Origin of the sequence: Pseudomonas sp. KSR10, from assembly GCF_022355455.1 — a bacterium.
In the GTDB taxonomy this organism is placed as follows: Bacteria; Pseudomonadota; Gammaproteobacteria; order Pseudomonadales; family Pseudomonadaceae; genus Stutzerimonas; species Stutzerimonas stutzeri_E.
On record NZ_JAKOEN010000019.1, the window covers coordinates 181,921 to 195,349 of the forward strand.

Annotated in this window: 13 protein-coding genes; 6 read left to right on the forward strand and 7 right to left on the reverse strand. The window is 61.9% G+C overall.

All coding sequences use genetic code 11. The annotated features are described in order from the left end of the window. Positions 1 to 4 precede the first annotated feature (4 nt). The 4 genes from MCB86_RS09760 to MCB86_RS09775 all read right to left on the reverse strand — a co-directional run bounded on the left by MCB86_RS09760 (position 5) and on the right by MCB86_RS09775 (position 3,068). Positions 5 to 976 carry an SDR family oxidoreductase gene (locus MCB86_RS09760; protein WP_239610745.1) on the reverse strand — a complete coding sequence of 324 codons (972 nt, stop codon included), beginning with the start codon at positions 974 to 976 and terminating at the stop codon, positions 5 to 7. Between the two features lie 80 nt (positions 977 to 1,056). Then, the gene (locus tag MCB86_RS09765) at positions 1,057 to 1,881 is read right to left on the reverse strand and encodes an aldo/keto reductase (protein WP_239610746.1); all 825 of its coding nucleotides are present in this window, start codon (positions 1,879 to 1,881) and stop codon (positions 1,057 to 1,059) included. Next, the gene (locus tag MCB86_RS09770) at positions 1,881 to 2,342 is read right to left on the reverse strand and encodes a VOC family protein (RefSeq protein WP_239610747.1); all 462 of its coding nucleotides are present in this window, start codon (positions 2,340 to 2,342) and stop codon (positions 1,881 to 1,883) included. The genes MCB86_RS09765 and MCB86_RS09770 overlap by 1 nt, the downstream gene beginning before the upstream one ends. Before the next feature lie 90 nt (positions 2,343 to 2,432). Beyond that, positions 2,433 to 3,068, reverse strand: a complete 636-nt coding sequence (locus tag MCB86_RS09775) for a LysE family translocator (protein WP_045161210.1) — start codon at positions 3,066 to 3,068, stop codon at positions 2,433 to 2,435. A 235-nt stretch (positions 3,069 to 3,303) separates the two neighbouring features. On the opposite strand from MCB86_RS09775, the gene MCB86_RS09780 reads away from it, so the two are divergent. The 6 genes from MCB86_RS09780 (at position 3,304) to MCB86_RS09805 (ending at position 7,535) form a co-directional block, all read left to right on the forward strand. Continuing rightward, positions 3,304 to 3,954: a response regulator transcription factor gene (locus MCB86_RS09780; protein WP_239610748.1), complete on the forward strand. Its 651-nt coding sequence runs from the start codon at positions 3,304 to 3,306 to the stop codon at positions 3,952 to 3,954. Next, positions 3,951 to 4,334, forward strand: coding sequence for a curli production assembly/transport protein CsgE (gene csgE, locus MCB86_RS09785; protein ID WP_045161207.1), 384 nt, complete (start codon positions 3,951 to 3,953; stop codon positions 4,332 to 4,334). The genes MCB86_RS09780 and csgE overlap by 4 nt, the downstream gene beginning before the upstream one ends. After that, positions 4,331 to 4,744 (forward strand): curli assembly protein CsgF, encoded by a 414-nt coding sequence (locus MCB86_RS09790; protein ID WP_045161205.1) that lies wholly within the window; start codon positions 4,331 to 4,333, stop codon positions 4,742 to 4,744. Before csgE ends, MCB86_RS09790 begins: the two co-directional genes overlap by 4 nt. A 19-nt stretch (positions 4,745 to 4,763) precedes the next feature. After that, positions 4,764 to 5,600 carry a CsgG/HfaB family protein gene (locus MCB86_RS09795; RefSeq protein ID WP_080890562.1) on the forward strand — a complete coding sequence of 279 codons (837 nt, stop codon included), beginning with the start codon at positions 4,764 to 4,766 and terminating at the stop codon, positions 5,598 to 5,600. A gap of 133 nt (positions 5,601 to 5,733) precedes the next feature. Further along, complete coding sequence (locus tag MCB86_RS09800; RefSeq protein WP_239610749.1) at positions 5,734 to 6,210, forward strand: curli production assembly protein CsgB; 477 nt, start codon at positions 5,734 to 5,736, stop codon at positions 6,208 to 6,210. A gap of 50 nt (positions 6,211 to 6,260) precedes the next feature. Continuing rightward, positions 6,261 to 7,535, forward strand: coding sequence for a hypothetical protein (locus MCB86_RS09805; RefSeq protein ID WP_239610750.1), 1,275 nt, complete (start codon positions 6,261 to 6,263; stop codon positions 7,533 to 7,535). A gap of 105 nt (positions 7,536 to 7,640) precedes the next feature. Here MCB86_RS09805 and MCB86_RS09810 read toward each other — a convergent pair whose 3' ends face one another. The 3 genes from MCB86_RS09810 to MCB86_RS09820 form a co-directional block, all read right to left on the reverse strand. After that, a complete protein-coding gene (locus MCB86_RS09810) occupies positions 7,641 to 9,971 on the reverse strand; it encodes a PAS domain S-box protein (protein WP_345772243.1) in 2,331 nt (776 codons plus the stop codon). A gap of 169 nt (positions 9,972 to 10,140) precedes the next feature. Further along, complete coding sequence (locus MCB86_RS09815) at positions 10,141 to 11,100, reverse strand: class I SAM-dependent methyltransferase (protein WP_239610752.1); 960 nt, start codon at positions 11,098 to 11,100, stop codon at positions 10,141 to 10,143. A gap of 138 nt (positions 11,101 to 11,238) precedes the next feature. Next, on the reverse strand, positions 11,239 to 13,194 hold the full coding sequence (locus MCB86_RS09820) for a DNA topoisomerase III (RefSeq protein WP_239610753.1): 1,956 nt from the start codon (positions 13,192 to 13,194) through the stop codon (positions 11,239 to 11,241). Between the last annotated feature and the right edge of the window lie 235 nt (positions 13,195 to 13,429).

The following is a 13,429-nucleotide window of genomic DNA, read 5'->3' on the forward strand; positions in this document are numbered from 1 at the left end:
CGAATCAGCGCTTGCGACAGCACAGCAGCAGCCCGACCATACCCGCCGCAACTCCACCCACCATCAGCAAGGTGTGCTGACGGGAATGGTTGCTCCGCCAGCCGCCATCGACTCGCCGTTGGCCCAGGGCGGGATGGAACAGGTTGCCTGACGACGGCGCCACCCGATCGGCGCGACGCAGTGCACCGCCGGTCAACAGGCCCGACAATCGATCGAAGCCCGGGACGATGAAGTGGGCGAAGCGCAGCACCGTCGCCATCGCGCCGACCGAGGTGGTATGACGTGGATGCAGCGCCAGACTGACCATCGCGTCGGCCACCTGACGGGGATCACAGAGTGGAGGTGGCGGCTGCAGCGAACGCCCGGCATAGTTGCCGCCGTCGCGGAAACCGGGCGTATCGACCACCGAGGGATACACATCGCACACATGAATGCCGGGCCACTGCGCGAGCTCGCCGCGCAGTGCATGGGAAAATCCGCGCAGGCCGAACTTGCTGGCCGAATAGGCCACCGCAAACGGCTGCGGCACCCAGCTACCGACCGACAGGGTATTGATCAGAACACCACCGTTCTGCTGTTTGAAATAGGGCAACACCACGTGCGCGCCCCGCAAGTAGCCAATCAGATCGGTCTGCACCACCTGTTCGTGAGCATCCAGCGGCGTCTCGTCAAACGCACCAACCGCGCCGACGCCGGCGTTGTTGATCCAGACATCGATGCGACCCTGACCGAACTCGGCGGCAGCGTTGGCTAACTGCTCCACGGAGTCGCTGAGCGTCATGTCGGTGGGCACTACAAGCGCTTCACCGCCAAGCGCCCGGCATTCTTCGGCCGCCTCCTGCAATGCTTCGTCGTCACGCGCGGCCAACACCACGCGGGCTCGCTGGCGGGCGAAAGCCTGCGCAGTGGCGCGGCCGATACCGCTGGACGCACCGGTTATGACCACCAGCGCACCTTCGAGTCTGGACCCACTCATGCTCATTCCTCCGAATTTGCTGTCGTTCATAGCTGACAGCCACGGCGAGGCAAACATTCCCTACGTCGAAGGAACCAGAGTCAAACCATCTGCAGCGGCTGTCGGCGAGCCGGTGGTGGAAAGGCGCTATCGAGGATGGCCAGGTCCTCGGCCGTCAATTTCAGCTCAGCGGCCGAGGCGTTGGAATGTAGGTGACTGGGGTTGGCCGATTTGGGTATTACCAGCACACCGGGCTGGCGCAAGGCCCAGGCCAGCACAACCTGAGCGGGCTGCGCACCGTGTCGACGCGCGACATCGATGACAGCCGGATGGCGCAGCAGAGCACCGCCCTGCCCCAACGGACAATAGGCCATGACGGGCATGCCCTGGGCCTGACACCAGGGCAGCAGATCGAATTCGATTCCCCGCTCGTCTGGGTTGTAGAGGACCTGATTGGTCGCACATGCGGGCGCGGCCAGCTCGTGCATGTCGTCCAGATCGAAGTTCGACACGCCCCAGCGGCGGATCTTGCCTTGCTCCTTGAGCCGCTCGAACGCCTCGACGGTTTCCGCCAACGGGTACTGACCGCGCCAATGCAGCAGATACAGGTCGATGCATTCGGTGCCCAGCCGGCGCAGGCTACGTTCGCAGGCCTCCGGCACGCCTTTGCGACTGGCATTGTGCGGATAGACCTTGCTGACTAGAAAAACCCGCTCGCGGCGGTTGCGGATCGCCTCGCCGACCACTTCTTCCGCGCCGCCCTCGCCGTACATCTCCGCGGTATCGATGAGCGTCATGCCCAGCTCGATGCCGAGGCGCAGCGCGGCCACCTCGTTGCCGCGTTCGGCCGGATCCTCACCCATGTGCCAGGTGCCCTGACCGATCACCGGGACCACACCGCCGTCGGCCAGTTTCAGGGTTCGCATCAGCCGTTCTCCCGTGCGCCCTGCTCAGCAACCGGTGCCGCCCACGGATCGTAGGTACCGAAGTTCCAAAGATGTCCTTCTAGGTCGCGGCAGCTGAAACCGCGACCGCCATAGTCTTCGTCCTTCAATTCGATCACGATCTCCGCACCCGCCGCCTTGGCCTTGGTGTAAAGGGCGTCGGCGCTGTTGACGACGACATAGATGCTTTGCGTGGAAACGCCGCCGACCTCATCCGGCTGCCTGACCAGACGACCGTATTGCGAATCGCTCACCGGGCCCAGCATCAGCATGCCGCTGCCGAAACTGAGCTGGGCGTGAATGATGCCCACCTGCGCATCCTCGACCACACTCTGGCGCTCGAAATCGAACACCCGGCACAGCCATTCCAGCGCCGTGGGGACATCACGATAACGCAGGCAGGGAATCAGGTTGGATGTGGTGTTCTTGCTGTACAGGGACATGAAAGCTCCTTCCGATAGCCGTGGCAGCGCTGTCGAAAAACGCACCGCATACCATTCAGACCGATACCGGGCCGGACGTTCCCCACTGGTTTATGCGCGCTCGGCAAGGCCTAGACGAATGCCCAGACCAATCAACACCGAGCCGAGTACCCGGTCGAGCCATTGGCTCAAACGGCGGTTGCCGCGCAACGCCGAGCTCGCTCGGGCCGCCAGCAACACCAGGGCGCATTCGATAATGATCGCCACCAGCACCACCAGTACGCCCAATACCAGTAACTGCAGGGCTATCGCGCCTTCATTCGGCCGTACGAACTGTGGCAGGAACGCCATGAAGAAAATCGCCGCTTTCGGATTCAGGATATCCACCAGGATGCCCTGGCGATAAGCCTGCCAAGCGGTGATCCGCGCGGCGGGCTTGAGCTTGAGCGACGAGCTGGCGCTGGCAGAGCGCAACGCCTGGATACCGAGGTACAACAGGTAAGCGGCGCCGACATATTTGACGACGGCAAACGCCAGCGCCGACGTCGCCAGAATCGCTGAGAGGCCCAGAGCGGCCGCAGCGACATGAACCAGCGCGCCGCTGCACACACCGCACGCCGAGGCTACGCCGACGCGTCGCCCGCTGGACAGCGTACGCGACAGAACGAACAGCAGATCGGGCCCTGGCGACAGGTTCAGCACCAGAGCGGCCGAGAGAAAAACCAACCAGAACGCTGGGTCCGACATGCCCGCTCCCTTTGCCGTCACGATAAAGAGAATGAATGTAGCCCGGCGGATGAGTGTCTTCCAGTTCCATTTAGCCTCGAACGACATGCGCTTCGTCGGAAAACCGCCACTCCAGCTCACTTTTGACTTTTTATTGTCACTGGGCTGAACTATTTTTTCAGCGGTAATGTCAAAGCGCCAGGCCCGGTGAGGAATCCGGGCGCTACTCGTAGCCATTCAGCAAAGGATATGCCCCATGATCGATGAAGCCCGTCTGGCGCTCGTCGCCTCGCCAGCTCGTCTCGTTCTGCTGACCAACTGTGAAATGTTGGACAACTCGCTTCCCCAATATCTGCTCGACTGCCCTCAGCTGCGGCTGACGCGCAGCACTACGCTTCGTCCCGGACTGGGCGACGTGGACCTGACGCTGGTCGACGTTGGCAGCTTTTCGGATGCAGATTGTCTACGCCTGCTTCGGCAATTGCGCGACACCCCTACCGCGCTGATAAACACCCAGATGGAGCAGGCGCGCCGCTTGCTGGAACTGCATCCTTGGATCAGAGGTGTGTTCTACCCGAACACCAGCCGCGGCAATTTCAGCCGTGGGGTCAGCGTCATTCTCGAGGGCGGCGACTGGCTACCCCGCGCGCTGATGGAAAAAATGCTCGGTCGCTATCGTGAATTGACCCACGTTTCACGCGGCATCGACGAGCTGTCAGTACGCGAAAAGCAAATCCTCGCACTCGCTGGCAAAGGTCTCTCGAACTCGGAAATTGCCGAGCGCCTGCATCTGAGCACGCACACCATCAAAAGCCATATTCATAACGCGTTGGGCAAGCTGGGCGCGTCCAACCGCGCACAGGGCGCATCGCTGGTCATGGGGCACGTCAACGAGGCTGGTATATGAAAGCCGCGTGCCTGAGTCTGATGCTGCTGGTCGGTATCCAGGCCCATGCCGACGAGGCCGAGCTCCAGGGCTTTATCACCAACAACACGATTTCCCGGTCCGGCCAGGAGTTCTATCGCAAATTCTGCGAGCGCCTGAACGACACCAGCACGCTGGATTTCAACCTGGCGGTCAAGGAGCGACCGTCGGCGCGCTGGGGCGTTCTGGTCTGGGTCGAACAGAACAACCAGCCGCTCTACCGTCGATTCCTGCAACCGAACGTCAGCGACATGGAGCAAACCGCCTATGACGCAGCGGATTTCGTACTACAAGAGATAAACCGTAGGAAAGTCGAAGCATTGTTCGAAGACACCATTGACCTTGCGAAGGATGAGTTATGAACCGGTCACCACAAAAAATCACCGGCATGCTTCTGGCAGGCTTCTTTCTCAGCACCGGCGTTACTGCTACCGAACTGGTCTACACGCCGGTCAACCCATCTTTTGGCGGCAGCCCGCTGAACGGTGCCTGGTTGCTAGGCAATGCCCAGGCCCAGAACGACACCAAGGACCCGGATGCGCTCGACCGTTCCTCACTGAACGGCACCTCGGCCCTCGACCGTTTCACCAGCCAGCTCGAATCCCGCCTGCTTTCCGATCTGCTGGGTGACGTCAGGGATGGCAAGACCGGTTCGATCACGACTGATGATTTCATCGTCAATATCGTCAACGACGACATCGGCAACCTGATCGTGAAAATCACCGACCGATTGACCGGCGAAGTGTCCGAAATCGTCATCGGGCAAAACTAACCAGGGAGAGCAAAAGGCCATGAGAAGCCTATTCGTAGCCATCGGGATGATGGCCGTTTTACAGGGTTGCTCGGTGCGCGAGCCCATGTCGGCAGACCAGGAAACGCCGACCCTGACCCCCCGCACCTCGACCTATCAGGATCTGCTCGAACTGCCGCGCCCAAGGGGACCGTTGGTGGCCGCCGTGTATGGCTTCCGCGACCAGACCGGACAGTACAAGCCAAGCCCGGCCAGCTCCTTTTCCACTGCCGTCACCCAAGGCGCCGCCAGCATGTTGGTCGACGCCATGCAGGCCAGCGGCTGGTTCATCGTGCTGGAGCGCGAGGGCCTGCAGAACGTACTGACCGAGCGCAAGATCATTCGCGCCTCACAGGCCAAACCGGACGTGGCGCCGAACATTCAATCGGAGTTGCCGTCGCTGTTGGCGGCCAACATTCTCATGGAAGGCGCCATCGTCGCCTACGAAACCAACGTGCGTAGCGGTGGGCAGGGCGCCCGCTACCTGGGCATCGGCGTATCGCAGGAATACCGGGTCGATCAGGTCACGGTCAATCTACGCGCCATCGACGTGCGCAGCGGTCAGGTGCTATCCAACGTGATGACCACCAAGACCATTTATTCGATCGGGCGCAGCGCCAACGTCTACAAATTCATCGAGTTCAAGGAGCTGCTCGAAGCCGAGGCCGGCTACACCACCAACGAGCCGGCGCAGCTCTGCGTGTTGTCGGCGATCGAAGCAGCAGTCGCTCACCTGATCGCTCAAGGTGTCGATCGGCGGCTCTGGCAGACTGCCGACAACACACCCGAGGTCAAGGCGGAACTGGCGAAATACCTCACCATTCCGGCGAAGATCTAGTGACTTTTCCCGTTTCGTCCGCGCCGCGAAACGGGAAACTCGAAACAAACGCAACGGTTTCACCCGTTCGATGGATTTGCCGAATCGCGGTTTAGGACAGGATGGCCTATCGCCATTCAACCAAGGATGACTGATGGACCTCGTGCAAAGGATTGCCCGCAACGCGCTGGTGCCGCTGCTCTTCGCAGCGCTCACCTGCCCCGCCCTTCAGGCCGCCGGAATCACCTCATCACGTGATTTGGCACCCAACGAGTTCGCCTTCCGTCAGGCTCACACCATCGCACTGGCGCAGCCAGAAGCCAGCGGGGCAACTGGCAACCTCGCCTTCGTCACCCAGGTCGGCGACAACCTGACCGGGGACATCACTCAGATCGGCAATGCACTGGAGGCCTTCATCCTCCAGAGCGGCTATGCGCATGAGGCATTCATCGTGCAGCACGGCAGCCACAACCAGGGATTGATTGTTCAGGACGGTACCGGCAACCAGGCCCGTATTGAACAGTACGGCGCGTACAACAACGCGCTGATCGAGCAGACCGGCACCGGGCATCGTAGTCGCGTCACGCAGAATGGCCAGGGTCTGAACCTAGTGGTACGCCAGTACCGCTGAGCAGAGCATCACCAGGAAGTACCGCTGAAAACATTCATGGAGAGACAATAATGTTCAAGATAAACCCCCTTGTAGCTGCCCTTCTTACCGTCGCCGCCAGCCAGGCGTTCGCCGTCGATAACACCTCCGAACAACGCCAGAACGGCATCGACAACCTCGCCCAGGTAGAGCAGAACGGCGGCAGTTCGAACATGGCCACGCAACTGCAGAGCGGCTTAGGCAATGACGCGATGACCGAGCAGAACGCCTCGCACTCGTCGTCGACCCTGCAAACGCAGATCGCCAACTTCCATCAGGCAAACATCAACCAGACGCTCGCCGTGCACAGTAGCGCGGTGCAATGGCAGAACGGCAACGCCAACGATGCCAGCGCCAACCAGACCGGCACCTGGAACAGCGATATCGAACAGCGCCAGCATGGCCACGCCAACAGTGCTGACAGCCAGCAGACCGGCACTCACGACACCGACGCCGTTACCAAGCAACAGGGCAACCACAACGTTGCCTCCAGCTACCAGGCCGTGACCCATGGCAGCGAGTCTGCTCTGTATCAGGATGGCGGCCTCAACGACGCGAGCATCAACCAGTCTTTCAGCGCCAACGACCGCGCCATGATCGATCAAAAAGGCGACGAGAACTCCGCCGCGATCGTCCAGAACTGGAGCGCTGGCTCGGTCGCCGAAGTCGAGCAGGTCGGCAATCTCAACGAGGCATACGTGCGCCAGACGGGCACCCGCCATGAGGCTTACACCTACACCGGTGGCGACAACAACAACCTGAACGTGAATCAGCGCGGCGGCTACCAGAACGCCTTCGTCTACCAGCTGGGTAACGAAAACAACGTTGACGTCGCCCAGCGCGGCAACGGCAATACCGCCACCGCAGAGCAGCAGGGCTTTGGCAACGTGACGGTAATCGATCAGGACGGTCGCAACCAGATGGCCTCGGTTGACCAAAGCGGCAACTACAATAACGCTACGGCCGACCAGCAGGGCAAGGGCAACGAGCTGGCCTTCACGCAATCGGGCCTGCTCAACAGGCTCACCGCAGTACAGGACGGTGAAGGCAACCGCATCACCGGCTCCAGCAGCATCGCTGCCAATGACGTCGATATCGTCCAGGACGGCGATTTCAACCTGGCCAATGTCAACCAGTTTGGCAGCAATCACGACACGACCATTTCCCAGTACGGCGAAAGCCATCTGGCTACGGTCACGCAGAACGGTGCTGGAAACGAGGCTCTGGTGGTTCAGAGCGGCATGGGCAACAACGCGCTGATCAGCCAGGCCGGGTTCAACAACATGGCGGTCGTCAACCAACACTGACGTCTGCAGCACTGCGCAACGGTCGGCCTTGCGCCGGCCGTTGCGCATTGCCAAGCACAACGACCTTGAGCAGAACGTCGCCAGCCTGGGCGCGGACGAAACAGCTCAGCGGTCGGCGCGCAGCTCCGCAACGCGTGCCGCCAGCGTATCGATCGAGAACGGTTTGGTCACAATGCGCATCCCGGGCTCCAACTGACCGCTGCCCATCACAGCGCTTTCCGCGTAGCCGGTTATGAAAAGCACATTCAGCAGAGGATCTCGTTGCCGAGCGGCGTCGGCGAGCTGGCGTCCGTTCATCCCGCCAGGCAGTCCAACGTCAGTGACCAGCAGCGCAATCGGCGCGCCACTCTGAAGCATGCGCAGCCCCTCGTTGCCATCAGCGGCCTGCAGCACCCGATACCCCAGCTCTTGCAGTATTTCCACCACTAGCATGCGCACGGCGGGCTCATCATCCACTACCAGCACGATCTCATCAGTGCCGCCGCCCACCCGCCGTGGCGCCTCCAGTTCGGCGGAGTCATGAGCCTCAACATTACCGAGCGCCACGTGCGGAAGAAACAGACAGATGCGGGTGCCCCGATCCGGCTCGGAGTGTATCTTCACCTGGCCGCCCGATTGCCGGGTAAAGCCGTAGACCATCGACAGCCCCAGGCCTGTGCCCATCCCCAACGGCTTTGTGGTGAAAAACGGATCGAACGCCTGCGACACGACCTCCTTGGACATGCCGACACCCGTGTCCGTTACGCATACGCGCACGTATTGCCCAGGTGGCACATCGAGTTCCAACGCCGATTGCTCATCCAGTAGTTCGTTGCAGGTTTCGAGGGTCAGCGTGCCGCCGTCGGGCATCGCATCCCGCGAGTTGATGCCGAGGTTGAGCAATGCATTTTCCAGCTGATTGCGATCCACCAGTGTCGGCCACAGATCGCTGGCCACCTGCGTGTCCAGTTTGATTGACGGCCCGACCGTGCGGCTGAGGAGTTCTCGCAGATCCCTGACCAACTCTCCGACATCGGTCGCCATAGGATCGAGCGTCTGGCGACGAGAGAATGCCAGCAACCGATGCGTCAGCGCGGCGGCTCGGCGAGTCGCGGTCTGCGCCACCGCTACGTACTGCTCGAGCGAATCGAAGCGCCCCTGCTCGATGCGCTTCTCGAGCAGTTCCAGACTGCCACCGATCCCGGTCAACAGGTTGTTGAAATCGTGTGCCAGACCTCCAGTCAGCTGGCCGACCGCTTCCATCTTCTGGCTTTGCCGCAGTTGCGCTTCTGCCAGTTCAAGTGCCTGCGCCTGCTCCTTCAGTGTGGTGACGTCGCGCCCCACTGCGTTGATGACCGCATCAGCCGGTCGCAACGACCAACTGATCCAGCGATAGCTGTCGTCACTGCACCGATAGCGGTTTTCGAAATGTACGAAAGACTGCCCTTGCGAGGAGCGCCGCATCGTCTCCAGCGTGCTGGAGACGTCGTCCGGATGAACGAAATCAAGGATGTTGGCACCGAGCAGCTGAGCTTCGCTCCACCCGAGTAACTGCTCCCAGGCCGGGTTGACGGCCATGATGAGCCCGTCGAAGCGACAGCGGATCATCACGTCGCTGGACAATTCCCAGAGCTGATTGCGGTCCTTGGTTCGGGTGGCAACTTCCTCGCGCAGGGACTCCATCAGCGCCTGCAGCGCCAGTTCAGCGGAGCGACGCCCGGAAACATCATTGAACAATATCGCGACACGGTGTTCGGAAGGTTCGCCAACCGGCATCGCCTGGACTTCGTACCAGCGTTGCAAGGCATCGGCGTTGTTCTCGAAACGCACCGGACGGCGGCTCAGAGCAACCTCGCCATAGATGTCAAACCAGTGCTGCTCATGGGCAGGCGCCAGATCGGTCATCCACTTGCCGACCGCGTCGGCCAGTCCGGTCTGGCGCTCGAACGCCGGATTGGTCTCAAGAAAGCGATAGTCGATAGGCCGCCCCTCGACATCGAATTTCATCTCGATAACGCAGAACCCCGCATCGATTGCGTCGAACAGGGTGCGATAACGTCTGTCGCTGTCGGCCAGGCGTTGCGCGACCTCATCCTCTGCCGTGCAATCGTGAAGGACCTTCAGAAAGCCCAGGTGCCTGCCCTCGCAGAGCAAGGGCGTGAGCGTGCCTGCACCCCGTAGGCGAGAGCCGTCGGCACGGGTATACCAACGATCGTGGCTGGTCTTACCCTCTGCCAGCGCGCGCTGCATCAGCTCATGCAGCGAATCCGCGGAGCGCTCTTCGCAGCTGAACAGTCGATCGAATGCCTTCCCGCGCATGTCCCGCGCGGTCCAGCCGAAGATGCGCTCGGCGCCGGTACTCCAAGCCGTAATCACCCCCTGCGGATCGGTCGTAAGCATGGCGCAGTCGCAAGCGGCATCGAAGACTGCCTGTATTTGCTGCCCTGAATCAGTAATGACATTGACTCCTACAACTGATCGAACCTGTCCATAGGCCCGTCGCCCCGTTCATGGATAGAGCCGTTTGCAACTTTAACCAATAGGTGAGTGAGCCCTCCAGCGAAGACTGGAGAGCGGATGTTTCGACCCCGTACGACCTTTATCGTCGCAGCCCGGCGGAAACGGATTATGTCTGCCCGGCCGGAGGCACGGAACGGCTGAAGACCAGCGCCTTCAAACCACTCTCGGGGCTGACGTCGGGGTATTCGGGGGGGTTCTCCAAACGTTCCTGAAATACCAACTCGGGCGCCTCGGCGGCAACGCCGTCGATGAGGAAATCCGGCCCGGTATCAGGGTCGTTGATGCAAGCCAGCACCATACCAGTGGGCGTCAGCAGCTCAGGCAGGCGTCGAAGAATCTTCCGATAGTCCCGGTCCAGCGCAAAGCTGCCTTTCTGGAACGAGGGTGGATCGACGATCACCAGATCGTAAGGCCCGCTCTTCTTGACCTTGCCCCAGGACTTGAACAGCTCGTGACCGAGAAAGCTCACCCGGCTCAGCTCATGCTGGTTTAGCCGATGATTGTCGCGTCCTCGGCTCAGGGCCGCTCTGGCCATGTCCAGATTGACCACATGCTCGGCGTCACCGGCGATGGCCGCCACGGAGAATCCACAGGTATAGGCGAACAGATTGAGCACGCGCTTGCCCCGCGCCTGCTGTTGAACCCAACGTCGGCCGTAGCGCATGTCGAGAAACAGCCCGTTGTTCTGCTTGATGCCCAGGTCGAGCTTGTACCGCAGCCCGTTCTCGCTGATCAGCCACTCCTCGATCGGTTCACCGAGCAGCTGCTGCATATGGCTGTCGGGCAGGTAGCGGTGCTGCAGCAACAGGGTATGCGCCCCACTCGATTGCCAGGGTAGCGCCTCGGTCAGCGAAGACAACATCCCTATCAATGCCTCCAGCTCATCAGGGGCTGGCTCGCGAAACAACGAGACCAGCACCACGCCCTGCAGCCAATCGACCGTGACGTGCTCCAGGCCGGCCCAGCAGCGCCCACGCCCATGAAATAGCCGACGGGTTTCGTCTGGTAGCTGCGTGAGGGCGTGGCTGAGGTGCTGCTGAAGGGTGGCGAGGGCGTCAGGTTGCATTGGGCACATCGTCCAGGAAAAAAGGCTCGCGCATTCTAAACGCGAACCGGCACGCCTGCTGGGGTGGTGGACAATCAGGTGACACATCGATAGCTGACCATGTCAGGCGAGACGATGGTGATCCGCGCCACGCTGTTCCTAACCGTCATGCGGGATTGGTGACCTCACAGCGCGACGCGCCTTGCGCGGCGCTTTGCGGCCCGCACCCTTGCGCTTTTTCCAGGGCGCACCGCGACCGGCTGGGGCGGCGGGCCCGCTGATGGTCAGTCGCACGCCCTTGCACCGTTCGACCTGCTTGCTCATCCAAGCCGATTGTTTACTGACGAACTCTTCGAGGTTCATCTCCCCGCTCTGGACCATGTCCAACGCCTGCTCCCAGATTGCCGTGGTGCCGGGGTCGGCGATAGCGCGCGGCACCGCATCGATCAGGCTGAAGGCCGCCGGTGTTGCCGCCAACGCCTTGCCCTGTTTGGTCAGGTAGCCGCGCTCGAGCAAGCCCTGGATGATTCCTGCACGCGTCGCCTCGGTGCCGATGCCGGTGGTGTCCTTGAGCTTCTGTTTCAGCTTGGGATTGTCCACCAGCTTGGCGACGTTCTTCATCGCCTTGATCAAGTCACCTTCGGTGAAGGGCTTGGGCGGCTGCGTCCAGAGATCCTTGAAGATCAGGTCGTGGATCGCGCATGTCTGCCCCTCCCGCAACGATGGCAGCGTCTGCGGCGCTGGCGCCTCACGACCGCGACTGGCCGCCGCCAGCGCCTCGGGCAAGGCGCGCTTCCAGCCCGGTTCGACGATCTGCTTGCCGACCGCCCGCAGTGTCTGGCCGCCGCAGTCAAAATCGGCCTGGGTGCGATCGTATTCGTGCGCGGGCAGGAACTGCGCCAGATAGCGCGCACGGATCAGCGTATAGACCGCCCGTGGCTTGCCCGCCAGCCGCTCGAATGCGCGGGCCGCTGCCGTGGGGATGATCCCGTGGTGCGCGCCGACCTTGGCGTCGTTCCAGGCGCGCGACTTGCGCCGGGGTTCGAGGTGTGGCGCGAGTTCGCCGAGCGACGGATCGGCCTGCGTCAATGCGGCCAGGATGCCCGGCGCTTCGCTGTGCTGGCTCAGCGGCAGGTAGCCGCAATCACTGCGCGGATAGGTGATCAGCTTGTGGGTTTCGTAGAGCGCCTGGGCGATATCCAGCGTTTCCTGAGCACCCAGGCCGAGCTTCTTCGAGCAGATTTCCTGCAGGGTGCCGAGATCGAACGGCAGCGGCGCGGCTTCGCGCATGCGTTCGGTCTTGAGCCGCTGCACCCGGGCGCTGCCAGTTGCACGCATGGCCTCGCCCGCTCGCTGCGCCAGCGCCTGGTCGAGGCAACGCCCCTGGTCATCGCTGTGCTCCTCCGGCGCGCGCCACTGCGCGGTAAAGGGAGCCGGTTCGTCACCCAAAAGCTGCACCTCGATGGCCCAGAATGGCTGCGGCACGAAGTCGGCAATGCTGCGGTCACGGTCGACCACCAGGCGCAGCGTCGGCGTCTGCACCCGGCCAACCGGCAGCACGCCCTGATAGCCGGATTGCCGCCCAAGCAGGGTAAACAGTCGACTCATGTTCATGCCGATCAACCAGTCCGCCCGCGAACGCCCGAGCGCCGATTGATAGAGATTGAAGGTATCGGCGCCCGCGCGCAGCGCGCCGAGGGCCTTGCGGATGGAAGCGTCGTCCAGTGCCGAGAGCCACAGCCGTTGAACCGGCCCTCGATAGCGACAATGCTCGACCAACTCACGGGCGATCATCTCACCCTCACGGTCGGCGTCGGTGGCGATCACCAACTCCTGCGCCTCGCCCAGCAGGCGTTTGACCGCCTTGTACTGGCTCGCCGTCTTGGGCTTGACCAACATCTTCCAGCGCTCAGGAACGATAGGCAGATCGGCCAGCGCCCAGCGCTTGTAACGCGCGTCGTAACTGTCCGGCGGTGCGGTTTCCAGCAGATGGCCGATGCACCAGGTCACGGTGACACCGGCACCCACCCAACAGCCATTGCCACGCCGTGTGGCGCCGAGCACCTGGGCAATGTCCTTGGCTTGGGAGGGTTTTTCACAGAGAAACAGCCGCATCAGGTCGTCACCCGTTCGCTTTGCAATGGCCGATAGCATGCGCAGAGGCGGAGCGGCAGGCAAGATTTATCTGTATGGATATACAGATAAATCTGTTGGATGACGGAAGGCAGCAGGCTGGCTTCGCCCATTAGCAGCCTCGGAACCCATGCAGCACACAACTATCGCTTCCGGCCTAGCCAGCCCCCCGGCGCCAGACAGCCCTTTGAAGGAACCGGATCAAGCGATGCCGCTT

Excerpts from the sequence above, each read along its gene's own strand:
- MCB86_RS09775 (WP_045161210.1), bottom strand. The coding sequence starts at position 3,068 with ATGTCGGACCCAGCGTTCTGGTTGGTTTTTCTCTCGGCCGCTCTGGTG.
- MCB86_RS09820 (WP_239610753.1), bottom strand. The coding sequence starts at position 13,194 with ATGCGGCTGTTTCTCTGTGAAAAACCCTCCCAAGCCAAGGACATTGCC.
- MCB86_RS09815 (WP_239610752.1), bottom strand. The coding sequence starts at position 11,100 with ATGCAACCTGACGCCCTCGCCACCCTTCAGCAGCACCTCAGCCACGCC.
- MCB86_RS09805 (WP_239610750.1), top strand. The coding sequence starts at position 6,261 with ATGTTCAAGATAAACCCCCTTGTAGCTGCCCTTCTTACCGTCGCCGCC.
- MCB86_RS09765 (WP_239610746.1), bottom strand. The coding sequence starts at position 1,881 with ATGCGAACCCTGAAACTGGCCGACGGCGGTGTGGTCCCGGTGATCGGT.
- MCB86_RS09795 (WP_080890562.1), top strand. The coding sequence starts at position 4,764 with ATGAGAAGCCTATTCGTAGCCATCGGGATGATGGCCGTTTTACAGGGT.
- MCB86_RS09790 (WP_045161205.1), top strand. The coding sequence starts at position 4,331 with ATGAACCGGTCACCACAAAAAATCACCGGCATGCTTCTGGCAGGCTTC.
- csgE (WP_045161207.1), top strand. The coding sequence starts at position 3,951 with ATGAAAGCCGCGTGCCTGAGTCTGATGCTGCTGGTCGGTATCCAGGCC.
- MCB86_RS09800 (WP_239610749.1), top strand. The coding sequence starts at position 5,734 with ATGGACCTCGTGCAAAGGATTGCCCGCAACGCGCTGGTGCCGCTGCTC.
- MCB86_RS09780 (WP_239610748.1), top strand. The coding sequence starts at position 3,304 with ATGATCGATGAAGCCCGTCTGGCGCTCGTCGCCTCGCCAGCTCGTCTC.
- MCB86_RS09770 (WP_239610747.1), bottom strand. The coding sequence starts at position 2,342 with ATGTCCCTGTACAGCAAGAACACCACATCCAACCTGATTCCCTGCCTG.
- MCB86_RS09760 (WP_239610745.1), bottom strand. The coding sequence starts at position 976 with ATGAGTGGGTCCAGACTCGAAGGTGCGCTGGTGGTCATAACCGGTGCG.